23 protein-coding genes and 2 pseudogenes are annotated in these 24,054 nt (G+C 60.5%); 10 read left to right on the top strand and 15 right to left on the bottom strand.

Annotated features, from left to right (window positions below; all coding sequences use genetic code 11):
- Positions 1-12: 12 nt before the first annotated feature.
- Positions 13-903 carry a LysR substrate-binding domain-containing protein gene (locus HBN63_RS06160; RefSeq protein ID WP_170048783.1) on the bottom strand — a complete coding sequence of 297 codons (891 nt, stop codon included), beginning with the start codon at positions 901-903 and terminating at the stop codon, positions 13-15.
- Between the two features lie 103 nt (positions 904-1,006).
- Here HBN63_RS06160 and HBN63_RS06155 point away from each other — a divergent pair, with 103 nt between their 5' ends.
- The gene (locus HBN63_RS06155; RefSeq protein WP_170048782.1) at positions 1,007-1,993 is read left to right on the top strand and encodes a DMT family transporter; all 987 of its coding nucleotides are present in this window, start codon (positions 1,007-1,009) and stop codon (positions 1,991-1,993) included.
- Positions 1,994-2,057: 64 nt separating this feature from the next.
- Here the strand turns inward: HBN63_RS06155 and HBN63_RS06150 are convergent, their stop codons facing one another.
- From HBN63_RS06150 to HBN63_RS06135, 4 genes are all read right to left on the bottom strand, one after another.
- Complete coding sequence (locus HBN63_RS06150; RefSeq protein WP_170048781.1) at positions 2,058-2,582, bottom strand: DUF2937 family protein; 525 nt, start codon at positions 2,580-2,582, stop codon at positions 2,058-2,060.
- A gap of 15 nt (positions 2,583-2,597) precedes the next feature.
- Entirely contained in the window at positions 2,598-3,374 is a 777-nt protein-coding gene (locus HBN63_RS06145) for a class II glutamine amidotransferase (protein WP_170048780.1), read from the bottom strand.
- The gene (locus HBN63_RS06140) at positions 3,367-3,810 is read right to left on the bottom strand and encodes an HIT family protein (protein ID WP_170048779.1); all 444 of its coding nucleotides are present in this window, start codon (positions 3,808-3,810) and stop codon (positions 3,367-3,369) included. Before HBN63_RS06140 ends, HBN63_RS06145 begins: the two co-directional genes overlap by 8 nt.
- Before the next feature lie 87 nt (positions 3,811-3,897).
- Complete coding sequence (locus HBN63_RS06135) at positions 3,898-4,371, bottom strand: MFS transporter (RefSeq protein ID WP_170048778.1); 474 nt, start codon at positions 4,369-4,371, stop codon at positions 3,898-3,900.
- Between the two features lie 151 nt (positions 4,372-4,522).
- On the opposite strand from HBN63_RS06135, the gene HBN63_RS06130 reads away from it, so the two are divergent.
- The gene (locus HBN63_RS06130; protein ID WP_170048777.1) at positions 4,523-6,553 is read left to right on the top strand and encodes a S9 family peptidase; all 2,031 of its coding nucleotides are present in this window, start codon (positions 4,523-4,525) and stop codon (positions 6,551-6,553) included.
- 219 nt (positions 6,554-6,772) lie between these two features.
- Complete coding sequence (locus HBN63_RS06125) at positions 6,773-8,398, top strand: methyl-accepting chemotaxis protein (protein WP_170048776.1); 1,626 nt, start codon at positions 6,773-6,775, stop codon at positions 8,396-8,398.
- A gap of 427 nt (positions 8,399-8,825) precedes the next feature.
- On the opposite strand, the gene HBN63_RS06115 is transcribed toward HBN63_RS06125, so the two are convergent.
- Positions 8,826-9,125, bottom strand: a complete 300-nt coding sequence (locus HBN63_RS06115; protein ID WP_170048774.1) for a hypothetical protein — start codon at positions 9,123-9,125, stop codon at positions 8,826-8,828.
- A gap of 125 nt (positions 9,126-9,250) precedes the next feature.
- Between HBN63_RS06115 and HBN63_RS06110 the strand changes: the two genes are divergently transcribed.
- Positions 9,251-9,622, top strand: a complete 372-nt coding sequence (locus HBN63_RS06110; protein WP_090253165.1) for a YajD family HNH nuclease — start codon at positions 9,251-9,253, stop codon at positions 9,620-9,622.
- A 174-nt stretch (positions 9,623-9,796) separates the two neighbouring features.
- On the top strand, positions 9,797-10,267 hold the full coding sequence (locus HBN63_RS06105) for an RNA methyltransferase (protein ID WP_170048773.1): 471 nt from the start codon (positions 9,797-9,799) through the stop codon (positions 10,265-10,267).
- Positions 10,268-10,282: 15 nt separating this feature from the next.
- Here the strand turns inward: HBN63_RS06105 and HBN63_RS06100 are convergent, their stop codons facing one another.
- The 8 genes from HBN63_RS06100 to rnd all read right to left on the bottom strand — a co-directional run bounded on the left by HBN63_RS06100 (position 10,283) and on the right by rnd (position 17,747).
- On the bottom strand, positions 10,283-11,380 hold the full coding sequence (locus tag HBN63_RS06100; protein ID WP_170048772.1) for an extracellular solute-binding protein: 1,098 nt from the start codon (positions 11,378-11,380) through the stop codon (positions 10,283-10,285).
- A 9-nt stretch (positions 11,381-11,389) separates the two neighbouring features.
- Positions 11,390-12,502: an agmatine deiminase gene (aguA, locus tag HBN63_RS06095; RefSeq protein ID WP_170048771.1), complete on the bottom strand. Its 1,113-nt coding sequence runs from the start codon at positions 12,500-12,502 to the stop codon at positions 11,390-11,392.
- Positions 12,503-12,602: 100 nt separating this feature from the next.
- Positions 12,603-13,487, bottom strand: coding sequence for a LysR substrate-binding domain-containing protein (locus tag HBN63_RS06090; RefSeq protein WP_170048770.1), 885 nt, complete (start codon positions 13,485-13,487; stop codon positions 12,603-12,605).
- A 49-nt stretch (positions 13,488-13,536) separates the two neighbouring features.
- Complete coding sequence (locus HBN63_RS06085; RefSeq protein ID WP_170048769.1) at positions 13,537-14,763, bottom strand: hypothetical protein; 1,227 nt, start codon at positions 14,761-14,763, stop codon at positions 13,537-13,539.
- A gap of 64 nt (positions 14,764-14,827) precedes the next feature.
- On the bottom strand, positions 14,828-15,277 hold the full coding sequence (locus tag HBN63_RS06080; protein ID WP_160087331.1) for a YcgN family cysteine cluster protein: 450 nt from the start codon (positions 15,275-15,277) through the stop codon (positions 14,828-14,830).
- An 84-nt stretch (positions 15,278-15,361) separates the two neighbouring features.
- A complete protein-coding gene (locus HBN63_RS06075; protein ID WP_170048892.1) occupies positions 15,362-16,294 on the bottom strand; it encodes a D-2-hydroxyacid dehydrogenase in 933 nt (310 codons plus the stop codon).
- Positions 16,295-16,323: 29 nt separating this feature from the next.
- A complete protein-coding gene (locus HBN63_RS06070; RefSeq protein WP_170048768.1) occupies positions 16,324-16,617 on the bottom strand; it encodes a YcgL domain-containing protein in 294 nt (97 codons plus the stop codon).
- Positions 16,614-17,747 carry a ribonuclease D gene (gene rnd, locus HBN63_RS06065; protein WP_170048767.1) on the bottom strand — a complete coding sequence of 378 codons (1,134 nt, stop codon included), beginning with the start codon at positions 17,745-17,747 and terminating at the stop codon, positions 16,614-16,616. Before rnd ends, HBN63_RS06070 begins: the two co-directional genes overlap by 4 nt.
- Positions 17,748-17,903: 156 nt before the next feature.
- Here rnd and HBN63_RS06060 point away from each other — a divergent pair, with 156 nt between their 5' ends.
- Together HBN63_RS06060 and HBN63_RS06055 are read left to right on the top strand one after the other, a co-directional pair.
- On the top strand, positions 17,904-18,965 hold the full coding sequence (locus HBN63_RS06060; protein WP_170048766.1) for an SMP-30/gluconolactonase/LRE family protein: 1,062 nt from the start codon (positions 17,904-17,906) through the stop codon (positions 18,963-18,965).
- Positions 18,966-19,163: 198 nt separating this feature from the next.
- A pseudogene (locus HBN63_RS06055) lies at positions 19,164-19,992 on the top strand (HDOD domain-containing protein).
- Positions 19,993-20,037: 45 nt separating this feature from the next.
- Here HBN63_RS06055 and HBN63_RS06050 read toward each other — a convergent pair.
- Entirely contained in the window at positions 20,038-20,715 is a 678-nt protein-coding gene (locus HBN63_RS06050) for an MnmC family methyltransferase (protein ID WP_170048765.1), read from the bottom strand.
- A gap of 306 nt (positions 20,716-21,021) precedes the next feature.
- Here HBN63_RS06050 and HBN63_RS06045 point away from each other — a divergent pair, with 306 nt between their 5' ends.
- The 3 genes and pseudogenes from HBN63_RS06045 to HBN63_RS06035 all read left to right on the top strand — a co-directional run bounded on the left by HBN63_RS06045 (position 21,022) and on the right by HBN63_RS06035 (position 23,999).
- Positions 21,022-21,876, top strand: coding sequence for a sulfurtransferase (locus HBN63_RS06045; protein WP_170048764.1), 855 nt, complete (start codon positions 21,022-21,024; stop codon positions 21,874-21,876).
- Positions 21,877-22,112: 236 nt separating this feature from the next.
- Positions 22,113-22,592: a hypothetical protein gene (locus tag HBN63_RS06040; protein ID WP_167144798.1), complete on the top strand. Its 480-nt coding sequence runs from the start codon at positions 22,113-22,115 to the stop codon at positions 22,590-22,592.
- A gap of 163 nt (positions 22,593-22,755) precedes the next feature.
- Positions 22,756-23,999, top strand: a pseudogene (locus tag HBN63_RS06035) (outer membrane protein transport protein).
- The last annotated feature ends 55 nt before the right edge of the window (positions 24,000-24,054 follow it).

The following is a 24,054-nucleotide window of genomic DNA, read 5'->3' as shown; positions in this document are numbered from 1 at the left end:
CGTTAAGGTGCTTTAACTGATATTGGTATCGCTGCCAGTCAGACAATCGACCAGTGCCGCAGCAAACCCCGACAACAGCTCGCGCTTGCGCACACAAACCTTCAAATCGCGCTGCGCCCAGGGCTCTTCCAGCTCAATCACCGCCAGCTGCGCCCCAGCGGTTACCGCACTGCGCGGCACCAGGCCAATACCAACCCCTGCGCTGACCATGCGGCACACCGCCTCAAAGCTGCGCACTTGAATCCGCACCTCGAGGTGCCGCCCCAATGCGGCGGCTGCGTTCATGGTAAAGGTGTGAATAGCCGAGCCGGAATGCAGCATGACAAAGGGATAATCCAGCACCTGGGCAAACAGGCTGCTGACGTGTATTGCGAGCGGATGATCGACCGGGGCAATCAGCACCAACCGGTCAGCTCGGTATGGGATCAGCTCAACCTCCGCGTCCGCAATCGTCCCCGCTACCACGCCGACCTCCACCTCGCCGCGCGCCACGGCCATCAGCACGTGCGGGCTGGTGTGCTCTTCCAGCGAAATACTGACTTGCGGATGACGCTGCAAAAAGCTCGAAAGGCTGTCGGGCAGAAAGGTATGGGTGGCGTGGGTATTGGCCCACAGGCTGACGTGGCCGCGTACGCCTTTGGCGTAGGGCGTAAGGTCAGCATGCATCTGTTCTAGCTGGGCAAACACCTGGCGCGCATGGCGCAGCAGCGCCTCGCCGGCCCGGGTCAGGCTGACGCCGCGCGGTTCGCGGAGCAGCAGCGGCGTGCCAATCGACTCCTCCAGCACGCGCATGCGATGGCTGGCCGAAGACGCGGCCAAATGCACGCGCTCGGCACCGCGGGTTAAATTCTTTGCTTCGGCAATCGCGACAAACAGACGCAGATCAATCAGGTCGTAATGCATAGCGTTAGTTAAATCCGAACGATTACTTATGAAAAAGCCAATTCCATAGCGATTCTAACCCCATCATCATTCGGCTCAGCACAACTCTTTAAGGATTACCCACATGCCATGGAAAACCTGGTCTGCTGAACGATTGGGCATTGCACTCGCGGTGCTCGCCGCCTTCGGTTTCTCGTTCAAGGCGATCTTCGTCAAGCTGGCCTATGCCGCTGCGCCCGTGGATGCGGTCACCCTGCTGACGCTGCGCATGAGTTTTGCCCTGCCTATCGCGTTGTGGGCCACGCTGTGGCTGTGTCGCGCAGCGCCGCCGCTCACGCGCAAAGACTGGGGCATGCTGATTGCCCTGGGGCTGCTCGGTTACTACGGGGCCAGCATTCTTGATTTTATTGGCCTGCAGTACATCTCGGCGGCGCTGGAGCGGTTGATTCTGTTTATCTACCCAACCATGACCGTGCTGATTGGCGTGCTGTTTCTGGGTAAGCGTCTGGAGAAACGCCAGATTGCGGCGCTGCTACTGACCTACGCGGGCATCGGCCTGGCGTTCGCCCACGATCTGCAAGTAGCGGAGGACCTGCATACGGTCCTGATCGGCGCCGCCTTTATCTTCGGCTCTGCACTGTCCTATGCGCTCTACAGCTCGGGAGCCGAGGTGGCTATTCACCGGCTGGGCACCATCCGCTTTGCTGCCCTGGCGATTATCGTGTCCACCATCGCCACGCAGATTCATTTCCTCGCCACTCAACCGTTTTCAGCACTGCAGCAGCCGATGGAGGTGTATGCGTACAGCGCAGCGATGGCGATTTTCTCCACCGTGCTGCCGATATTCTGGCAATCGGCTGCACTGCGCCTGATTGGCTCGGCGCGTACCGTGCTGATTGGCACGCTGGGGCCGATCCTGACGATTGTCTTCGCCTGGATGCTGTTATCGGAGCCGGTGTCGGTTGCCCAGCTGGCAGGTGCCGGACTGGTGCTGGCGGGGGTATTGCTGGTGTCGCGGCGTAAAACAGTGTCCGTTCAGCCCGCACCTGCTGCCGAGGATATTCACGCTAACAAGCAGGCACTCGCCAGACCAGTTTCACCCGGTCAGTAGGCATAGAAGCGACTCATCAGCAGAAACAACAAGGGCTCTTGCGAGCCCTTGAGAGTGATGCAACTTAACGCCAGTGCCGCTGCTGCACCTTCTGACTGCGGCCCGCACCAAACAGCATGCCGACCAGCAGCGCCAGGCTTTCCAGCAACCAGGCCAGCAACATCGCGCAGGCAATGCCCCAGGCGATGGCTTCGGGGGCCAGCAGCACCTGGTAGCGATAGGCGGCGAAGGTTTCTTCCAGCAACTCATGGTCTGCGGCGGTAGCCAGATGCCAGACCTGGCCATACCAGGGCCCTTGCATGGCCTTGGATTCGCGCTCAAGGAATGCCGAACGCTCAACCAGGGTGCTCAGACTCTGCGCATCGCTGCGCATCACGGGGTCAGCGCTGGCCTGGTAATGGCCAACCAACGCGACCAGATCCCCCTTGAAAAAGCGCTTTGCAGTCTCCCGAAAGCCTTTAAGCCCTTGCTCGGATTCAATCCGATGGGCTTCGACGCGCTTGCTGTAGTCGTCGATAAACCCCGGCACCTGCACCCCAACCAGCAAACCCAGGGCAAACAAGGCCAACCGCAGATAGCTTCTAAACATGTCCCCTCCCCCAATTCAGTCCGTTAGGCCTTGCGCCACACATTCACCACCGCGCCACAACCGCCACTCGCCCGGCTGGTACAGCGTCCAGCTCTCGTTATCGGTCAACGGCTCAGTGGCCAACACGCTGACCACGTCATTGGGCGTGGTTTCCGCCTGAAAATCCACCTGCATATCGGCATCTTTCAGATGCGCCGGGCCAAACGGCGCACGTCGGGTGATATGCGCCAGCTTGCTACTGCAGAAGCTGAACAGCCAGTCGCCATCACTGAGCAGGCAATTGAATACACCGAGCTGACGATAGCCCACGCAGGCACTGACCAAAGTGGGCAGTAACCGCTCTACCTCCACTGGCTCGGGAAAGGCCTGACGCAGGCGATTGAGCAAATCACAGAAGGCCGCTTCGCTGTCGGTGTCGCCAATCGGCCGGTAGTTATCCAATTGCGGGGCAAAATCGGCCAATTGGCCGTTATGGGCAAAACACCAGTTACGCCCCCACATCTCGCGTACGAACGGATGGGTGTTGGCCAGGCAGACGCGGCCGACATTGGCCTGACGGATATGGCCGATCACCACTTCGCTCTTGATCGGATAGCGCTGCACCAGCTGCGCTACCTCTGATTCGCTGCTCGCACGCGGGTCCTGAAACAGGCGCAGGCCGCGCCCCTCGTAAAAACCGATGCCCCAGCCATCGCGGTGCGGGCCGGTCCGCCCGCCGCGCTGCATCAGGCCAGTAAAGCTGAAAACAATGTCGGTCGGCACATTGGCGCTCATGCCCAGCAATTCACACATTGCGTAACGCCTCGCGCAGCTGCTGCGCTTCAATTGCCAGACGCGCCTCGATGCGTTTGCGCGCCAGCGGCAGAAAACGCGTCAGAGCGCGCCACAGCAACGGCATCACATCGCCATTGCGTCGTGGAATCAGGTGCAGATGCAGGTGTGGTACATGCTGATTGGAGGTCGGCCCGTCGTTGATCAAAAAATTGATGCCCTGCTCGCCATAGCCGGCCGCTCGCAGGGCTGCAGCCATGCGTTGCGCTAGCTGCAGCAACTGCTCGCTGGCCGCAGAGGAAAGGTCTTTAAGAAACGGCGCGTGTTCGCGGCTGACAATCAGCACATGGGCCGGACGCAGGGGGAAAATATCCAGCAGGACGATAAAGTGCTCGTCCTCATAAATACGCTCGGCAGGCAATTGCTCGGCGGCGATTGCACAGAACACACACGTCATAAGCCTCTCCTTAATCAACAACCCAGCATGCTGAACGGCTGGCTGCGTTGGCACAAGGCCGGCGGCGTCAGGCAGCGCCGCCGCGGTTTACAGACGGGGTTCAACTCGCAAGCGACGGTCGCCGCGGGCATCGTATCGGGTGTCGCCAAAATCCTGTTCATCACGCGTCATCATTTCGCGCAAGGTCGGCTCATCGTCGGCAGCCGGTGCTAGACCCTTACGTGCCTGCCACCAACGCTCAATGGGCCAGCGCACCGCGACAAACAGCAGATAAAGAGTAAACAGGATCAACGCGTACATGCTCAGGTCCGCCACTGCACGCCAGGCGTTATTGCCTACATCCAGCAACAGGTCCATGGCGGTGATTGCCACCGCAGGGGCGAACTGCTCCTTACCGGGGTCGACCACGGTTGGGCTGAACAGCAACACCAACACCAACACGCGCAGCGGCTCACGCAGGTAGCGCCACATCCAACTGGTCAGGCGAAACCAAACCAACAGGCAACCAAGAGCGGCCAGAAGATAGGCGCCCCAGGCAAGCAGGTAGTCGTTTTCAGTCATAAAACACACATTCTCTGGCATTAAAGACCCAGCGGCGCATGCACATAAGCACGTAGATTTCAGCAGCCGACGGTCAAAGTGGCGCTTATGATAACGGCTTTTGCCTGCCTCGGCGTCCCCGCTGTCGGCCGCCATCTACAGGAGTTGTTTCATGCCACACGCCCCCATAGCCCGTGCCGACAACGCTGCAGACCCGTATCGCTGGCTGGAAAACCGTGACAGCGCTGAGGTGCTTGATTATCTCAAGGCGGAAAATACCTACCTGGAACAACAACTCAGCGACCAACTGGCACTGCGCGAAGTCTTGTTTCAAGAGATCAAAGGGCGCATCCGCGAAACCGACCTGAGCCTGCCGTCGCCCTGGGGGCCATATCTGTATTACCAGCGCACCACGGCGGGCGACGAATACCCGCGGCATTACCGCTGCCGCAAACCCGCCGATGGCTCGCTGACGGTCGATGAGGCCAGCGAACAGCTGCTGCTCGACCCCAACGACCTGGCCGATGGCGGCTTTATCTCCCTCGGCGCTTTCAGCATCAGCCCTGACCATCAGCGCCTGGCCTACAGCCTGGATACCAGCGGCGAGGAAACCTACCAGCTGTTTGTCAAAGAGCTGGCCGATGACAGCCTGATCGAGCTGCCGTTCGAGGAATGCGACGGCAGCATGGCCTGGGCCAATGACAGCCAGACCTTGTTCTTCGGTGAACTGGACGATACCCACCGGCCGCACAAACTCTACCGCCACCGACTTGGCACCGACGCAGCCGAACTGGTGTTCCATGAGCCGGACGGACGTTTCTTCCTCAGCTGCTACCGCAGCAGCTCCGAGCGCCAGCTGATCTTGCAACTGGGCAGCAAAACCACCAGCGAAGCCTGGGTGCTGGACGCCGAAACACCGCAAGCTGCATTCAGCTGCGTGGTCCCGCGCGAAGAGGGTCACGAATACTACGTCGACCACGGCGCTCTGGATGGCCAGTGGCGCTGGTTTATCCGCAGCAACCAGCACGGCATCAACTTCGCGCTGTTTACTGCATGCGACGCAACGCTTAACCGTAGCGATTGGCAATTGCTGCGCGCCCATGACCCCGACGTGATGCTGGAAGGCGTTAGCCTCAATCAGCAAGCGCTGGTGCTGAGTCTGCGAGAAGGCGGCTTACCGATGATCGACGTGCAGCCGCAGGGGCAAGCGGCCTACCGCGTGCAGCTACCGGACGCCGCCTACAGCCTGTATGTACAGGACAGCCTGGAATTCGACAGCCCCGCCATTCGCCTGCGCTATGAAGCGCTCAATCGCCCGGCGCAGGTGCGTCAGCTGGAACTGGCTAGCGGCGCGCAAGTGGTGCTCAAGCAAACCCCGGTGCTCGGGCCGTTCGATGCCGACGACTATGTCAGCCAGCGCCTATGGGCCACTGCCGCAGATGGCAGCCAGGTGCCGATCAGCCTAGTGGCCAAACGCGAGGTGCTCGGCACCTCTGCCCCGCTCTATCTGTATGGCTACGGCGCTTATGGCGAAAGCCTCGACCCCTGGTTCTCCCATGCGCGCCTGAGCCTGCTGGAGCGCGGCTTCGTGTTCGCCATCGCCCATGTGCGTGGCGGCGGCGAGCTGGGTGAAGCCTGGTACCGCGCGGGTAAACTGGAGCACAAGCAGAACTCGTTCGGTGACTTTATCGCTTGCGCCGAACACCTGATCGCCACCGGTTACACCGACGCGCAGCAACTGGTGATCAGCGGCGGCAGCGCCGGCGGTCTGCTGATGGGCGCAGTGCTCAACCAACGTCCCGAGCTGTTCGCCGCCGCTATCGCCGAAGTGCCGTTTGTTGATGTGCTCAACACCATGCAGAACCCCGACCTGCCGCTGACAGTCACCGAGTACGACGAATGGGGCGATCCTAACCAACCCGAAGTCTTCGAGCGGATCAAAGGTTACGCACCCTACGAAAACGTCCAGGCCCAAGACTACCCAGCGATTCTCGTAGTAGCCGGCTACAACGACAGCCGCGTGCAGTACTGGGAAGCCGCCAAATGGGTGGCCAAGCTGCGCGCGCAGAAAACCGACAGCAACCTGTTGCTGCTGAAAACCGAACTGGACGCCGGCCATGGCGGCATGAGCGGTCGCTACCAAGCGCTCAAAGATGTCGCCCTGGAATACGCCTTTATTCTCAAGGTACTCGGTCGGGTTTGACTCGCCACCACCGCGCTGCCGCCTGCTGTCAGGCGGTTAAGCCGCGCGACACACGCTCAGAGTCATTCGCACTAAACAGCGGACGTTTAGCGCGAAAAAATACTTGACCGGTCATGCAGATTTAACCGGCCTGACGTACAAGTTCAACTACGCTGAATTGCACGCTGGCTTACTGCCATCCCCCTCATTTCGCTGCCTGCTCACCATGGACGGTCTGTGATGAAAAACTGGAAGATCAGAACCCACTTATTCCTGCTCGCCGGCTGCCTACTGCTGGGTTTGCTCTGTGTTGGCGGTCTGGGTTTGTATGGTTTGCAGGCCACCGTCAAGGGGCTACAAACGGTGTATCTAGACCGCGTGGTGCCGCTGCGCGACCTCAAACTGATTGCCGACCTCTACGCGGTCAATATCGTTGACGCGACCCACAAGGCGCACAGTGGCGAACTGGATGAAAAAACGGCGCAACGGTTGATTGAAGAGGCCCAGGTGCGAATTGAGGACACCTGGAAAGCGTACTTGGCCACCGAACTGATCCGCGAAGAAAGTCAGCTGATTGAGCAAATCAACCCGCTGATGGAACAGGCACGGCAACCACTCAATGAGCTACAGAGCCTGCTTAACCGTGGTGATAAGACTGGCATTGATGCCTTTGCCAGCCAACGTCTTTATCCATTGATCGACCCACTCTCTGAGAAATTCGCCGAGCTGATCGATGTGCAACTGCTCGAAGCCAAGCGCCAGTACCAACTGGGTGAGGCCGCTTATGCGAGCAACCTCAAACTGAGCATCAGTGTGCTGCTGATTGCGCTGTTGATTGGTCTGGCCCAGGTCATCTATTTCATCCGATTGATGAGCCAGCAACTGGGCGCCGAGCCCGGTGAGCTGGAAGAAATCAGCGCACGGATTGCCGAAGGTCGCCTGGGCGGCGGCAAGAGCTTGGGTAACCAGGTGATGACCGGCGTGATGAAATCGGTGCAGAGCATGCGCCGCGGCCTGCAGGATATGATCGGCAATATCGGCGAAGCCTCCGAACAGATTGAATGCGCCACCCTGCAACTGGCCGCCTCCTCCGAGCAGGTGCTGACCAGCGCCAATGTGCAAAGTGATACCGCGTCAGCGATGGCCGCCACCGTCGAACAACTGGCCGTAAGCATCAATCACATTGCCGAAAACGCCCAGCAAACCTATGACATGGCCAAGAAAGCCGGTGACATGACCGATGCCGGCATTTCTGTCATGGCCCGCGCCACCACAGAAATGCACAAAATCGCCGAGCTAGTTGCTGAGAGTGCGCAGGATGTCGAAACCTTGGCCGCACAATCGCGCAACATCACCGCCATTGTCGACGTAATCCGCGGCATTGCTGAGCAAACCAACCTGCTTGCCCTGAATGCCGCTATCGAAGCGGCACGTGCCGGTGAGCAAGGCCGCGGCTTTGCCGTGGTTGCCGATGAAGTGCGCAGCCTGGCCGGGCGTACCGCCCACTCCACCACGGAAATCATCGCCCTGGTCGATGCCATTCACAGCGGCATGCACAAAGCAAAAATCAGCATGGCCGCAGGTTGTGAACGAGTGAGCATCGGTACGCAGTTGGTCGATCAGGCAGGCAATTCGATGACGGGCATTCGCCTGGCACTAAATGAGTCATTGCAAGCCGTCAGTGTGATTTCGCTGTCATTGCAAGAACAACGTGCAGCCAGCGAGCAGGTGGCCATGAACGTGGAACTCGTGGCGCAAATTGTTGAAGAAAACTCTGCGGCACAAGGCGGTATTGTTCAGGCTATCCAGTCCCTGCAGGCCATGTCCGGGCGACTGCAGGGTGTGATGCGGCGCTTCAGTTTCTAACCGGCATGGCGACTCAGCGGCACGCAACAGGTATCGCTGACAGGGACGTTGGCGGGCGACCAAGGTCAATTTGTTCGACCGAAGTTACCCTCCCCCTGCGGCATGTTCGACGGCCTCACGCCCAACGAACTGCTCAGCGCTGCCTACTACTTCAAGGCTAGTAAATGAACCGGACGCAAGCATCTGCCGCTACGGCGATCCTAGTACCTGTATATGCATCATCCATGCGGGTGCAGCTTCGGTTCGCCAAATCAATTCCAACAGCAAAAACATCGAACTGACTCGGCTGCGCAAGGGCCGCGCTTGGCGAGATGGCAGTACTCGACGGCGAGCGCCGCTCGGCCAGTTGCATCGCTGTAAGTGATTGCAGCCTGCTGATGCTGGACAGGGGCTCACTGGACAAGCAGCAGCTCTAGTCACCCGCCACTCACTCGTTGGGCTTCGGCACCGGTTGGGTATTGCGCTCGCGCTGCTGTTGCAACAACGGCACATCCTGATCGCTACGCGGCTGGTTGGATTGTGGCTGCGGCGCTTGCTTGAGCAGCGGCGGATTATTGCGGACCGGGGCGGGTAAATGCTGCGGCGCCACCTTGGGATAGGGTTGCGGCGTGGCGGTACCCGGGGCACCTGCTGCTGGTGCTGTGCTCGGCATTTTCGGCGGCTGCTGGGCAATCAGCGAGGTGCTAGCCAGCGTGGTCATAATCAGTAATAGGGTTGTCAGGCGCATGGTGCTATCTCCGAGGGCAGTTATCCTCTTGGGCAGCAACCCTGCAGCTAAGTGCCGCACGGACGGTTCTCACTGACCGCCGGCACGGCTAGACTGATCGCACAGCCCAGCGTACGAGAATCCAGATGAGCAGCGACAAATCCCCCTCCGCCACCGGCAAGCTTGACCGCATCCTCGCCGAAGCCCAGCGCTCGCGTGAAGAAGGCTACCGCGACAAGGCACTGAAGATGTACCCACACGTCTGCGGTCGGTGCGCCCGCGAGTTTTCCGGCAAGCGCTTGAGCGAGCTGACCGTGCACCACCGCGACCACAACCACGATAATAACCCGCAGGATGGCTCCAACTGGGAGCTGCTGTGCCTGTACTGCCATGACAACGAACACTCACGCTACACCGACCAGCAATACTTCAGCGAAGGTTCGCTGAGCACACCGAAGACGGCCCAGGCGACCCACAACCCCTTCGCCGACCTGGCTGCAAGGCTGAAAAAGCAGTAGCGCAATGCTCTGACAGCCTGCTTGCTGACGCTCTAAGGGTCGTCGCATCGCCAGCAAGCTGGCTCCTCCAAAAAATCAGCTCGCTGCCATACAGGTATACTCGCGTCTTTTTTGTCGCCCGCACACTTTGCGCGGCTTCAATCATCCCTTCGAAAATTTTGTGCGAGTGCCACCGTGGCCAACAAGAGATACGCCTGCATCGGCCTGTTCAACCCCAAATCCCCGGAAAACGTCGGCTCTGTGATGCGCGCTGCCGGCTGCTATAACGCCGCCTCGGTGTTCTACAGCGGTAAACGCTATGCCCGTGCCCGCGACTTCGTCACCGACACGCAGCGTATCTATATGGATATTCCACTGATCGGCGTGGAAGACCTGCAGCAGATCATCCCCATCGGCTGCACGCCGGTCGCCGTGGAACTGGTCGAAGGCGCACGGCCGCTGCCGCAATACACCCACCCTGACCGCGCCATCTACATCTTCGGCCCCGAAGACGGTTCGCTGAGCAAGGAAGTGCTCGACTGGTGTGAGGACGTAATCTACATCCCCACCCAGGGCTGCATGAACCTCGCCGCCACCGTCAATGTGGTGCTCTACGACCGCATGGCCAAAGGCATCAACACCAAGTCCGGACCAGGGCTCAAGTAGGCCGCAGCCCCGCCGCTACAAGCCCGACTTGAGCCGGCTAAAGGCGCGAGTTAATGCGCGGTTGAACGCCTTGGCGTTGTCGTTCTTGGTGTACAGCTGCGCGCGCACAGCGGCCGGTGGATAGGTGCCGGGGTCAGCGAGGATGGCTGGATCGACCGTGGCATTAGCCGCTGGCACCGCGTTGGCGTAGTAGATGCTGTTAGTGATGGCGCCGATGACATCGGGCGTCATCAGGTGGTCCATCAATGCCAATCCGGCCTCGGGGTGCGGCGCATCCTTGGGAATCACCATCGCATCGAACCAGATCAGCGTGCCTTCACGCGGGATGCTGTAGTGCAGGCTGTAGGGCTTGCCCGCCTGCTCAGCCTGGCCAGCGGCAATCGACACATTGCCGTTCCACGACATCGCCAGGCAGGTATCGCCGTTGGCCAGGTCAGTGATATTGCGGTCGTTGTCGAAGTAGCGAATCGACGGCCGCACCTTGGCCAGATGCGCTTCGGCCAGCTTCAGGTCGTCCAGGCTCTGTTGGTTGATATCCAGGCCCAGGTAACGGAACGCGGCAGCGAACACCTCATTGGGATCGTTGAGAAAACTCACCCCACAATCGGCAAACTTGGCCACCACCTGCGGATCCAGCAGCATGGCCCAGCTGTCGGTGGGCGCATCGGCCATGCGCTTGGCGATGGCCTGCTGCTGATAGCCAAAGCCCGTAGTGCCCCACACATACAACCCGGCATAGCGATTACCCGGATCAAACGCGGCCATATGCCTAGTGAACTCCGGATCAAGCCCTTTGAAATGCGGCAATGCAGCTTTATCCAACGGTTGCAGCGCGCCACTTTTGATCGCTCGCTGCAGGTGCTGGCCAGCCGTCAACACCAGGTCGTAGCCGCTGCGCCCGGTCAGCAGCTTGGTTTCGACGGTTTCAAGCGAGTCGAAATGATCGACCACCACCTTGATTCCGGTCTTCTGTTCGAAGCGGCTGAGGGTGTCCGGTGCCAGGTACTCACCCCAGATAAACAGATTGACCTGCTTTGGCGCTTCGGCCGCCAGCGCCTGAACGCTGGCCGCCAGACCAACCGCGAAGCCCAACAGACTGACATGCAGTTTCATCGAAGCCTCCTAGGCGCGCTTAGGCGCGGCATATTGCGGCATGGTGATGCAGGCGACGTTGCCGCCGCCGAGGAGGATTTCCCGGGAGTTTTCGATACCGATAATCCGGTGCTGGGGGAACAGCTCGGCCAGAGTGGCCTGGGCCACGCGGTCGCAGGGGTCGTTGAACAGCGGCACGACGATGGCGGAGTTGCCAGCGTAGTAGTTGATGTAGGAGGCGCAGATCTGCGTGCCGGCCTGACGGGTGTGAGTCGAGTCATCCTGATCCAGGCCTTCGGCTTCTTCGGCCGTCCACTCCAGCACGCGCGGTTGCGGCAATTTGTGGATTTCAAGCTCGCGGCCTTGGGCATCGCGGGTGCTGCGCAAGATGTCGTAGGCCTCCTGGTAGATTTCCCACTGCGGATCATTACGGTCATCGGTCCACTGCATCACCACCACACCGGGGCGGACAAAGCAGGCCAGGTCATCGATATGGCCGTCGGTTTCATCGAACTTGCAGCCGCGCGGCAACCAGATCACCTGCTCGGCACCGAGATAGTCCTGCAGACGGCGAGTCATCTCCTCCTTGCCCAGATGTGCATTACGGTTGCGGTTAAGCAGGCACTGCTCGGTGGTCAGCAGGGTGCGCTGGCCATCGGTCTGGATGCCGCCCATCTCGGCAATAAAGGGCGCGCGATAACGGTCATAGCCTTCGATTTCGAGGATTTTCTGCGCGATCTGATCGTCCTTGTCCCAGGGGTAGTACAAGCCGCCGTCGAGGCCACCGTAGGCGTTGAACTCGAAATCCACACCGCGCACTTCGCCACTCTCGTCATTGACTAGAAAGGCCGGGCCGCTATCACGAAACCAAGTGTCGTTGCAGGTCATTTCCACCACCCGCACATGCGCCGGCAGTTGACGCCGGGCGTTGGCGTACTGGCTGGCGGAGGCGCACACAGTCACCGGTTCGCTGCTGGCAATCGCCGTAACGATATCCACCCAGACCTTCTGCGCCGGCTTGGCGCCGTTGCGCCATACGTCCGTGCGTTCCGGCCAGCCGAGCCAGCAGCCGGCCTTGGGTTCGAATTCGCCGGGCAGACGGAAGCCATCGGCTTTAGGGAGAGAAGTCAGGGAACGCGCCATCGGATGCACCTTATGCCTGTGGGGAAGATGGCCACACAGTACGCGGCGCGTTGGTCGAGGTTCCAACGACGATTATTGCGGAATAGCTGAATTCAATTCATCAGTCAGACAGGTGATCACCCAGCCAATCTAAGAAGTCTGCCACCGCCGGTTTCTCCAGACGAATGCGTTCGCAGACCAACGCATACTGCCCCAGCGCCGCCACACTGGCGTTGAACGGCCGCACCAGACGCCCGCTGGCCAGGTCCTCGGCAGCGGTGAGGTTATCGCCCATGGCCACACCCTGCCCTTGCGCCGCCGCTTCCAGCGCCAGACCGGCATGCCCCAGGTAAAGATGACGCGCCGGCTGGATATCACCGGCGTGAGTGGTCAGCCAGGCGGTCCAGGTTTTGCCGTCCTGATCATCGTGCAGCAGGCCGTGGCGGGCCAGGTCACGCGGATGTTTAAGGCCGCCCTGGTTGAACAGGCTGGGGCTGCACACCGGAAAGAACTGCAGGGTCGGCAGCGGCCGCACAAAGTAAGCACTGGCATCCTCAGGCCCGGTGCCGTAGGTGATTGCCAGGTCGATATCCGGGCTCGGCAGACTGGCTTCCAGCGGCTGTTCGTGCAGATGCAGGGTGATCTGCGGATAGCGGTCGCTGAAGTCGGCCAGACGACTGACCAGCCATTTCTGCGCCAGCTCGGGGGTTACCGCGATACGCAGCACCGCCTGCGAGCCGGGATCGCGCAGCTCGTCACACGCCTCACCAATCAGTTCGAAAGCCTGCTGCAAGCGCTGCAACAAACGCCGTGCGGCAGGCGTCGGTACGACTTGGCGACCTTCGCGGGTAAACAGCGGTGTGCCGAGTTGTTCTTCTAGCTGACGAATCTGATGGCTGACTGCGCTGTCGGTAACGCACAGCTCGGCTGCCGCCCGACCAAAGTGGGCGTGCCGGGCGGCGCACTCGAAGGTGCGCAAGGCGGTGAGGGACGGTAGGCGGCGCATGCGGGGCTCCAGATCGGCAAGTGCGCCGCATGCTTACTCAGGGCGTGGGCTAGCGCAACAGCTTGTTGTCCAGCGTCTTCGAGGCGCTACCCATGACGTTCTCGCTGATCTCGATAAAGTCTTTGGTGCTGGCTTTGTCGAGACGCATCAGGCCGCGGGTCACATCATCCAGCGAACGTGGCTGGGTGGTGCCTTTGGTGGCCTGGCGGATTTCCCGATCCAGCTCCTGCAGCAGCAGCACCGCACGGGCGGTGACCGGGCCGCTGGAGTTATTGGTGCGCAGGCTGTCCACCGGCTTACTCCAGCGAATCAGCTGCTCGCGGATTTTCTGATAACGCTCCTCGCTGAGGCCACCGGCGCGGCGCATCAGCTCAATGGCGTAATACTCGGCCAGGCCTTCGGTGATCCAGTCACTGCGATCACGGGCGCGAATCCGGCTGAACACATGCACCAGCTCATGCACCAGGGAACTGGTGCCGTTCTCACTGACCAATGGACGGTCCGTGTGCATGTAGTAGGAGTTGGCTGCCGACAGGCCGCCGCGCCACATCGGGTCACCGGCGCCGACAATCAGCAGTTTGGCCGGGTCGCGCGGGAACACGTCCTGAGCATGCGGCCAGATAAAGGTCAGCAGGGTCATCACGTCCATGCGGCGCATGCCCTCGCCCACGGGCGCGGCGATGGCCACATCGGTTTCACCCAATTTGGCGCGGCGCGTGCCGACTTTACCGGCCACCATCCAGCCAGTCGGGCGATCGAACTTGCGCTGTGGGTTGTCGATGCGGAATTTGTTCTTGCCGATGCGCGGCCAGCCGGTTTCGACGCTCTTCCAGCCCTTGGGCAGGTCGAATTGCAGGCGCGAGACCAGCTCGGTTTTATCTTCCTGGCGCAGCTTGACCGCCGGCACCAGGTCATCGCCGCGCAGCAACGCCCAGTCCGGGGTGATCCGCGCATCAAACCGACCCGGGCTGCGCTCGTTATTGATACGCACACGGTAGCTCAGGGTCGACTTGCCTTTGCCCGGCTGCCAGGTGCCCAGCTCAGGGCTGTTTTGCGTCCACTGGCCATCGGCCTTGAAATCGCTGTAGGCAGCCTGCTCGCCAAGGTTGAAGGCCAGACTGATGACCTGCGCGCCGTCTTCCAAGGTCAGGCTGACCTCAGCCTGCTCAGTGTCTGGCAGAAAGCGCACGTGATAATCCAGGTCGACCTTCTTTGCCCAGAGTGGCGTACTCAGGCTCAGCAGAACAACGGACAGCAGCAGACGGCGCATCAACATGGCAAAGCTCCACAGTGCAAATCATTGATTCAGGCGAGTTTAGGCTGGCATTTACCGGCGAGGTTCAGCCAGCGCGGAAAATCATGTGGTCTTCCCACTCATCCTCGGCCACGCTGTTCTCGCTGAGCATGCGCCCAGCCTGGGAAATCCGCTGTTTGTGCACCTGCTCCGGGTCGCCGCAGACCAGGTGGTGCCAGAGCAACAGATCCTTGCCTTCGCTGACCAGGCGATAGGCGCAGGTCGGCGGCAGCCACTGGAATTGGTCAGCCTGGGCCGGGGTGAGCTGGATGCAGTCCGCAACGAATTTGCGCCGATTGCTATAGTCGGTGCAGCGGCAGGTCTGCAGGTCCAGCAGTTTGCAGGCGATGCGCGTGTAATACACGCTGCCATCGTCCTCATCCTCAAGCTTTTGCAGGCAGCACAGGCCGCAGCCATCGCACAGCGACTCCCACTCGTCCTGATCCAGCTGTTCGAGGGTTTTACGTTTCCAGAAGGGTTCGACTTTGGCGGCCATGGCGAGGGTACGGTGAGGGGTGAAAAGGCCGGCAGTCTAGCGGCTGGGGCAATAACGGCCAAGGGCGGCGAGCCGAATGGTTAATTAATAACCACGAACAAAGTCCACCTGCCCGCGCAGTGCATGACCGACCTGCCAGCGCGCCAGGTTATCGACAAACAACTTCACCAATAGATGAGGATCAGTCGGCGCCGAGCTATGCCCAGTGAGCAGCAGACGCGGCGCATCCCAGAAGGGATGACCAGCAGGCAGCGGCTCTTCACGGCACACATCAATCACCGCGCCGGCCAGTTGCCCCTGCTCCAGCGCACTGACCAGCGCTTGATCGACCACCGCCACACCGCGTCCGGCATTGATAAACAACGCACTGGGCTTGCAGGCGGCGAACAGCGCGGCGTCATAGATATCGCGAGTGTTCGGTGTATCCGGCAGCAGGTTGATCAGGTAATCGGCCTCACCTACCAGGCGCGGCAGCTCGTCGGGCCCGACCACCTGACGGAACGGCGTAAGATTGCGCGGACTGCTGGCGATGCCCAGTAGCTCGATGCCGAACGGCGCCAGAAACTGCGCCACGCTCAGGCCGATATCACCGGTGCCGACGATCAGCACCTTGCGCCCGGCCAGGCTGCGCGGCAGGCGATTGTCCCAGCGCTGCTCAACCTGAGAGGCCAGTGCAGCAAACAGTTGGCGCTCATGGGCCAGCAGATGGCACAGCACATACTCGGCCATCACCTGGCCGAAGATGCCCACGGCACGGGTTAACGCGTAATCCGTTGGCAAGTCCTTGGCGAGCAGCGGCGTGATACCCGCCCAGGTCGACTGCAGCCACTGTGGCCGGCTGCCCTGACGCAGCAAAGGCACGAGCAGATCGGGCTGGCCCAGCCATAACGGGCAGCTCGCGGCGTATTCGGCTATTTCGGCCGGCCGATCGCTGCCACACAGCTCAAGCTCAGGTGCCTGCTGGCGCAGTAACTCGGCATACAGCGCGTGTTCGGCTTCGGCAATCAACACACGCACAGGGGCAATCGCAGTGGCGGGCATGGCGGTTACATCGGGTCGTTACGGCGCAGCAATTCATCCGGCAGATGCTCGATGTATTCATCTTCCGGTGGCGGCATCTGCAGGTGGTAGCCCTGCTCATCAAGGTTGGCCAGCACTTTGTGGATGTCTTCGCGGGCCAGGACGCGCTCGGGCGTCAGTACCATCTCGAAGGCCAGGGCCGGCGGGCCGAAGGCCAGCAGCAGGTTTTCCGGCACACGCTTGAGGCCATCGCTGCGCAGCACATAGAGGTACATCTCGCTCTTGCGCGGGCTTTTGTAGATTGAACAGATACGTTTCACGCGGACTCTCCGGTTGCAGCCAGGCAATCAAGCAGCGCCTGGCCCATCAATTCACGCCGCCAGCCGCGCAGCGACTCCGGCAGCTGGTAAGGCCCATTCGGGTAGCCGGTTTTCAGCAGAGCTTCGAGAGTTTTCTTGCGCAGCATCAGCTCAGGGGCAATGTTCAGGCGCTCACCTTCACGCTGGCCAATGGCGCGCAGCTTTTTCAGCAGCGTCGCAGCATCCAGCGGCAAGGGCTCAGGCAACGCTTCGGGCCACCTCTCAGGCGGGGTTGCGGCGGTTTGCTGGATCAATTGCAGAATAAAGTCGCCGTCCTGACGCACGGTTTTCGGGTGCATGTCCTCGATCCGCGCCAGCGCCACCAGGTTATCGGGCTGGGTACGCGCCAATGGCCACAGCGAATGCTCACGGATAATCCGGTTACGCGGCTGGTTGCGTTTGCGCGCCTGCTCTTCACGCCAGGTGCACAGCGCTTTCAACACCGCCAGCTGTTGCCGGTTAAGTTTCCAGGCCAGCTTGGCTTCGCGGTAGGCCAGCTCGGGATCGACTTCGCGTTTGAGGTTGCTGACCAGCTCGGCGCCGTCTTCCAGCACCCAGGCGTATTTCTCGGCAGACAGCTGCGCCTTGAGCTGCGCATACACCTCGGCGAGGTGCAGCACGTCTTCGGCCGCATAGCTGACCTGAGTGGCCGACAACGGCCGCTGCAGCCAGTCGGAGCGGGTCTCGCCCTTGGGCAGTTCGATATTCAGCACCGCCTGCACCAGGCGCGAATAGCCCATGGAGAAACCCAGGTTGAGGTAGCCGGCCGCCAGTTGGGTGTCGAACAGCGGCGTAGGCAGGCTGCCGGTCAGGCGCAGAAAGACTTCCAGGTCCTCGCTGCAGGCATGCAGCACCTTGACCACGGCAGGGTCCTGCAGTAGATCGGCAAAAGGCGCCCAGTCGCTGATCAGCAGTGGATCGATCAGGTAAGCCCGCTCGCCCTCGCTGACCTGTAGCAGGCCGGCAATCGGGTAAAAGGTGTCGACCCGCATAAATTCGGTATCGACCGCCACAAACGCCAGCGTGCGCCAGGTTGCACAATGCTGCGCCAGGCTGGCGTTATCACCAATCCACTGAATATCAATCGCCACACAGCTCTCCCATCAAGAATGCCGCGCAGTATATATGCCCAGGCACTGTGCCGGGCATTTGCCGGCCATTTACCCCCGGGGCATCACAGATGCGAATGAACCCTGTAATCTGGCCGGCACTTGCATCTGCTTACCTTCATCACAGGGAATAAAAAAATGAAGAAACTGCTTGGCCTGCTTGTGGCCTTGATTGCTGCGGCGGCGATCTACCTCGTCGTCACACCCAGCCCGATTGATCCACTGGCCTGGGAAGCCCCGGCCATCCCGCCGATGACCGGCATACTGGAACCCAACGACACGCTGATGAAGGCCGAACTGCTCGGCCGTGGCCAGGTGCATGGCCCGGAAGACACCGCCGTAGATGCCCAGGGCCTGGTGTATGCCGGCCTGCATGACGGCAAGATCGTGCGCATCAAAGCCGATGGCAGCGTGGAAACCTTCGTCGATACCAAAGGCCGCCCACTGGGCATGGACTTTGACGCCGCCGGCAACCTGATCGTCGCCGACGCTTACAAGGGCTTGCTGAGCATCGACGCCCAGGGGCAGATCAAGGTACTGACCACCGAAGCCGAAGGCGTAGCCTTCAAGTTCACCGACGATCTGGACATCGCCGGCGACGGCACCATTTACTTCAGCGATGCCAGCCAGCGTTTCGAACAGCCGGATTACCTGCTCGACCTGCTCGAAGCCCGCCCCCATGGCCGCCTGCTCAGCTACAACCCGGCCAGCGGTGAAACCAAGGTGCTGCTCAAGGACCTGTACTTCGCCAACGGCGTGGCGCTGTCGGCCAATGAAGACTTCGTGCTGGTTAACGAAACCTACCGCTACCGCATCACCCGTTACTGGCTGAGCGGCGAAAAGGCCGGCACCCACGACATCTTTATCGACAACCTGCCGGGCCTGCCGGACAACCTGCAAGGCGACCGTAACGGCAACTTCTGGGTAGCCCTGCCAACTCCGCGCAAAGCCGACGCCGACATGCTGCACCGCTCACCCTGGGCAAAATCGCAGCTGGCTAAACTGCCGCGCGCCTTCTGGCCCAAGGCCGTGCCTTACGGCTTTGCCATCGCCCTCAATGAACAAGGCGAAATCACCCAGAGCCTGCACGACACCAGCGGCACCCACCTGCGCATGATCACCTCGGTCAAGCCAGTGGGCGACTACCTATACTTCGGCAGCCTGGACAACGACCGTATCGGCAAGCTGAAAATCCGCTAGCCCTGATGGGCCCGCATCCAAGCTGCCTAACAGCTCAGTGCGGGCCCGTTTTCGCAAAAAAACCTGCCAAAAAACCCAGCCCAGCCTCTACGAAGACTGTTTTACTGATCTAAATCAGCGTCCGCCGTATGCCGAAACTTTTGCCTGCTTAAATCACTGCTATCGTGATAATTCCCACCTTCTCTGCAGGCTTTTGTCATGGATATAAACGCCCTATTTTCTCAAGTTCACAGCTTGCCCTGCATTCCCAAAGTCGCTCAGGATCTGATCCAGCAGTTTGATAACCCCCCACACCAGCCTCGACAGCATCGCCCGCAACATTTCCCTCGACCCCGTGATTGCCGCCAAGGTGCTACGTTTGGCCAACTCCGCCCGCTTTCGCGGCGCACGCGAGTCCGCCAGCGTTGAGGATGCGGCCATGCGACTTGGCTTCAATACCTTGCGCACCCTGGTGCTGGCATCGGCGGTAACGGGTGCCTTCCAGGCGCCGCCGGGTTTCGACCTCAAAGGTTTCTGGGCACACAGCTTCCAAGTCGCCAGTATCAGTCGATTGCTGGCCAAAACCCGGGGTGTCGCCGTTGAAATCGCCTTTACCTGCGGAATGATGCACAACATCGGGGAACTGCTGATACAGACCGGTGTGCCTGAGCTGGCAGAACGTCTTAACCAGAACGGCAAGGATGTGGGAGCAGCCCAGCGGGTGGCGTTGGAAACTCTGCAACTGGGCTTCGGCTTCCCTGAGGTGGGCGCTGAACTGGCTCGGCGCTGGCAGCTGCCGGAACTGATCCAGCATGCCATCGCCTACCAGAGCCGCCCTTTCCAAGCACCGGTAGACATGCCCTTGCCGCGTGTGCTGGCTCAGGCTGTGTCGATTGCCGAGGCGCTGCGCGAACACCCGGGCGCCATGTCCAAAGCGGTGGACACACTGCAAGGCCCGCTATTCGAAGGGCTGGATGTGCCAAGCTTGTTGGATGAACTGCCCGCTGTTCTGGATGCCGACAAAGGCTTTGCCGAGTTGCTTGGCTGATCCGAACACCACTGAGCGCCTGGCTGCGCTCAGTGGTGGCTACCACTACTTGCTGGCAATCCAGATGGTATGCCGGGTGCCCTTGTTGCCATGGGCATAAACCTGCACTTCTTCGACCTTGAAACCGGCCTTGCGCACTTTGTCACTGAACACCCGATCGGCACTGGCCGACCAAACTGCCAGCACCCCTTTGGGTCGTAAGGCCTGGTAACAACGCTGCAGGCCCTGTGCCGAATACAGCCAGCTGTTGCGTTTCTGGGTCAGGCCTTCGGGGCCGTTATCGACATCCAGCATGATCGCGTCATAACGCTGATCAGCGTTCTTTAGGCAATTAGCCACGTCGTCCTGAATCACCCGGGTACGCGGGTCAAGGATTGGATAGCCGGCCTTAGCACCCAGTGGGCCACGGTTCCACTCCACCACGCCCGGAACCAACTCAGCCACTTCCACCTCGGCGTTCTTGCCCAAATTTTGCAGCGCAGCGGCCAGGGTAAAACCCATGCCCAGGCCACCGATCAGCACACGCGAATCCGGCCGACCGGCGACCTTCTTGCAGGGGATCGCCGCCAGGGCATCTTCAGAACCATGCATGCGCGTGTTCATCAATTGGCCGCCATCGCCGCCGGCAATCTTGATCACGAAATCCTCGCCGTACTCGAACAGGCATAAGGCACCTGAGCCATCAGGAATCGGGGCGGTATCGAGCAGTACAAAACGCTTCATGGGTCGCGGCAACCTGGGTCAGAACAAAACGGGCATGCAGCATGCCCATAAACCACCAAAGATGCAGCGCCCTGTCGGCAGAAATTCTTCTGCGCATGCGGTCTCGACAGCCCAACGCCAGGGTTTATGATGCCGCCTGCCCTAGAATCTGTTCAGGATCTCGCGAGCTAGAGTCATGCAAGGCAAAAACAGGCGAGGAAGCGGAGTGTACTTTTGTACATGAGCATTCCGAGCCTGTTTTTAACGCCGCAGGGCCGACGCGCAGCAGATCGTGAGCAGGTTCTTATTTACCCACAGGATGACTGTATGCCCCTCGCCCAACTGATCAGTGCCGCACAGCTGCAGCAACGCCTTGATGAGCCCGCCCTGCTGATTCTCGATTGCCGCTTTGCCCTGGAGGATCTGACTTACGGCCAACGCAGCTATGGCGAAGGCCATATCCCTGGCGCGCAGTTTGCCGATCTAGAGCGAGATCTGTCCGGGCCGATCCACAAAGGCATCACCGGCCGTCATCCCCTGCCAGAACCGGCGCAACTGCTGCGTGCCCTGCACGAATGGGGCCTGAACAATCACAGCGAAGTGGTGCTGTACGACGACGGTCCGGGCGCCTTTGCGGCACGTGCCTGGTGGCTGCTGGTGTGGTTAGGCAAACGTGAGGGCGTTTACCTGCTTGATGGCGGCCTCAAAGCCTGGCGCGAAGCAGGCGGCGCCTTGACTCAGAACCTACCTACGCCAACGCCAGGGGCATTCAATGGCAAAGCGGACGCCCACTTGGTGGTCAGCGCCGCCCAACTGCAGCAGCGCTTGGGAGATCAGCAAATGACACTGCTGGATGCGCGTGGCCTGCCGCGCTTCAGGGGCGAAGTCGAACCGATCGACCCGATCGCGGGGCATATCCCCGGCGCGCAGTGCGCGGCGTTCACGGACAACCTCGACAGCGACGGCCACTTCCTCAGCGCAGAGCAGCTAAGCCAGCGCTTTGCATCACAACTCGGTGAGCGCCAGGCCAGTGAACTGGTGGCCTACTGCGGCTCCGGTGTGACAGCCTGCCATAACCTGTTTGCCCTGTGCCTCGCCGGCTACCCGCTGGCGCCGCTGTATGCCGGCTCCTGGAGCGAATGGATCACTGACCCTGCTCGCCCAGTAGCCACTGGCGACTGATTTCAGTTCAGGCAGGCTGGCCGCGCGACTCATGCTCGCCAGCCGTGCTTAAGCACCAACTGGAATATAGGCAATAACCGAAAGCCGAAAACAATTTAAAAACAGCCCTTTACAGTAAAAAGGTCGCACTACACTTCAACTTGAGCGGCTAACCTCGCTCCCGGTGGGGCCTTTATCAGAATAAGTCGAAGCTGCCAGCGCCCCGGCCCCATCGGTCACCTTTCGCCGAGGGCTATATGGGAATTGCCGCCTGCGAGTTAAGCCAGTACGTCATCCGCCCTACCCTGCTCTATCTGGGCCGCCACTCCACCGCCGCCGAGGCCTTGTTGCTCGGAGCCGCCGCCAGCCAATCCGGGCTCGGCTCCGCCCTTGATGACAAACACGGCCACGGCCTCTACCGGATCGCCGCGCTGCGCCATCAACAGCTCTGGGATCAGCACCTGGCGTTGGATCCGGACCTCGCCAGCCAAGTACGCGGCCTCGCCAGCCAGCATGCCTTCCTCGCTGCACCGCACTTGGAACTGACCGTTAACCTGCGTTATGCCACAGCGATTGCATGGATGCTGATCGAAGCTGAGCACCGCGAGCTGCCAGCCGCTGATGATCTGCTGGGTATGGCGCACGTTTGGCGCCGAGTGTTCAAACCGCACGGTCGCACCAAAGACTTTATCGCAGCCTGGCAACGCTGCATCGGCAGCCTCAGCCAAGTGGCTTGAAGCCTAACGGGCTAGCAGATTGTCTGACAACATCCACGCGATTAGCAGAAAATAGCGTCATGATAAAGGCATAAAACCGCTCTATCTCGGGAACTTCAAAGGCTTGGCAAGGGTCATGGAAAGTTGCTAGTTTCCGCCCCCCGCTAAACCCTAGGAGTCCTCCGTGCCTAAAAGAGTCGTCAAGACCTGCCTGTCAATTGCCTTCATTTCTGCTGCCAGTCAAAGCGTTGCCGGTGGCTTTGCCATCAATGAACAAAGCGTCAGCAGCATGGGCACCGCTTTCGCAGGTCGCTCGTCGTCTGCCGATGATGCCAGCACCGTATTCGGCAACCCCGCTGGCATGGCCCGCATAAAGCGCGAACAAGTCAGCGGCGGCATTGCCCTGATCCACGCTAAAACCGATATCGACAACACCAGCGGTTCTGCCCGCGGCAGCAATGACGGCGACATGGTTCCGTTTATCGGCGCGCCCATGGGCTATTACGTCAAACCGCTGGACGACAACTGGAGCTTCGGCCTGGGCCTGTATGTGCCGTTCGGCCTGGTGACCGACTATGAGCGCAGCTTCCAGGGCCGCTATCACGGCGACCGTAGTGAAGTGCGGGTGATTACCCTGCAGCCGACCCTGAGCTATCGCTTCAACGAGCAACTGTCGATCGGCTTCGGCCCAACCATCAACCGCATCGACGGCGAGCTGACTTCGGCCATCGAAAACCCGTTCGCCGGCGGTGACGGCAAGGTCGAAATCAAGGGCGATGACACCGCGCTGGGCTACAACCTCGGCGTACTGTTTGAAATCACCCCACAAACCCGCTTCGGCCTGACCTACCACTCCAAAGTGGACTACCGCCTGAAGGGTGACACCACATCTCTGGCCCAGGCGTTATTGCAACTTCGGCTGGCACCTACGATGCGTCACTGGAGCTGACCACTCCGGAGTCGGTGGATGTCTCCGTCACCCATGAGCTGAATGCCGACTGGACCCTCTACGCCGGCAGCACTTGGACGCGCTGGAGCCGTCTGGAAGAAATTCGCGCAAATAACAAAGGCGTCGGTGGCTTGTTGGCGGGCAAGCTCAGCAGCATCAGCGAACCGCAGAACTGGCACGACACCTGGGCTCACGCCGTTGGTGCTGCCTACAAGCTGAACCCGCAGTGGACCCTGCGCGCCGGCCTGGCCGTGGACCAATCCCCCACCAACAACACCGACCGTTCGCCGCGCATTCCTACTGGCGATCGCACCATCGTCAGCCTGGGCACAGCCTGGAGCCCGAATGATGACGTGACCATCGACCTGGCCTACTCCTACCTGATGGAAGACGACGCACATATTGAGCGCGACGACTACAGCGCCACCTACAAAAACACCGCTCACGGCCTGGGCGCTCAGGTGACGTACCGCTTCTAAATCACCCTGCAGTTTGGGTTACACTCGCGCGGCGCATACAACAATAAGAAGAATG

Origin of the sequence: Pseudomonas sp. WS 5011 (assembly GCF_012985775.1) — a bacterium.
Taxonomy (GTDB): Bacteria; Pseudomonadota; Gammaproteobacteria; order Pseudomonadales; family Pseudomonadaceae; genus Aquipseudomonas; species Aquipseudomonas peli.
This window is presented reverse-complemented; position numbering and strand designations above follow the sequence as displayed.

Excerpts from the sequence above, each read along its gene's own strand:
- HBN63_RS06160 (WP_170048783.1), bottom strand. The coding sequence starts at position 903 with ATGCATTACGACCTGATTGATCTGCGTCTGTTTGTCGCGATTGCCGAA.
- HBN63_RS06155 (WP_170048782.1), top strand. The coding sequence starts at position 1,007 with ATGCCATGGAAAACCTGGTCTGCTGAACGATTGGGCATTGCACTCGCG.
- HBN63_RS06150 (WP_170048781.1), bottom strand. The coding sequence starts at position 2,582 with ATGTTTAGAAGCTATCTGCGGTTGGCCTTGTTTGCCCTGGGTTTGCTG.
- HBN63_RS06145 (WP_170048780.1), bottom strand. The coding sequence starts at position 3,374 with ATGTGTGAATTGCTGGGCATGAGCGCCAATGTGCCGACCGACATTGTT.
- HBN63_RS06140 (WP_170048779.1), bottom strand. The coding sequence starts at position 3,810 with ATGACGTGTGTGTTCTGTGCAATCGCCGCCGAGCAATTGCCTGCCGAG.
- HBN63_RS06135 (WP_170048778.1), bottom strand. The coding sequence starts at position 4,371 with ATGACTGAAAACGACTACCTGCTTGCCTGGGGCGCCTATCTTCTGGCC.
- HBN63_RS06130 (WP_170048777.1), top strand. The coding sequence starts at position 4,523 with ATGCCACACGCCCCCATAGCCCGTGCCGACAACGCTGCAGACCCGTAT.
- HBN63_RS06125 (WP_170048776.1), top strand. The coding sequence starts at position 6,773 with ATGAAAAACTGGAAGATCAGAACCCACTTATTCCTGCTCGCCGGCTGC.
- HBN63_RS06115 (WP_170048774.1), bottom strand. The coding sequence starts at position 9,125 with ATGCGCCTGACAACCCTATTACTGATTATGACCACGCTGGCTAGCACC.
- HBN63_RS06110 (WP_090253165.1), top strand. The coding sequence starts at position 9,251 with ATGAGCAGCGACAAATCCCCCTCCGCCACCGGCAAGCTTGACCGCATC.
- HBN63_RS06100 (WP_170048772.1), bottom strand. The coding sequence starts at position 11,380 with ATGAAACTGCATGTCAGTCTGTTGGGCTTCGCGGTTGGTCTGGCGGCC.
- aguA (WP_170048771.1), bottom strand. The coding sequence starts at position 12,502 with ATGGCGCGTTCCCTGACTTCTCTCCCTAAAGCCGATGGCTTCCGTCTG.
- HBN63_RS06090 (WP_170048770.1), bottom strand. The coding sequence starts at position 13,487 with ATGCGCCGCCTACCGTCCCTCACCGCCTTGCGCACCTTCGAGTGCGCC.
- HBN63_RS06085 (WP_170048769.1), bottom strand. The coding sequence starts at position 14,763 with ATGTTGATGCGCCGTCTGCTGCTGTCCGTTGTTCTGCTGAGCCTGAGT.
- HBN63_RS06080 (WP_160087331.1), bottom strand. The coding sequence starts at position 15,277 with ATGGCCGCCAAAGTCGAACCCTTCTGGAAACGTAAAACCCTCGAACAG.
- HBN63_RS06060 (WP_170048766.1), top strand. The coding sequence starts at position 17,904 with ATGAAGAAACTGCTTGGCCTGCTTGTGGCCTTGATTGCTGCGGCGGCG.
- HBN63_RS06050 (WP_170048765.1), bottom strand. The coding sequence starts at position 20,715 with ATGAAGCGTTTTGTACTGCTCGATACCGCCCCGATTCCTGATGGCTCA.
- HBN63_RS06045 (WP_170048764.1), top strand. The coding sequence starts at position 21,022 with ATGCCCCTCGCCCAACTGATCAGTGCCGCACAGCTGCAGCAACGCCTT.
- HBN63_RS06040 (WP_167144798.1), top strand. The coding sequence starts at position 22,113 with ATGGGAATTGCCGCCTGCGAGTTAAGCCAGTACGTCATCCGCCCTACC.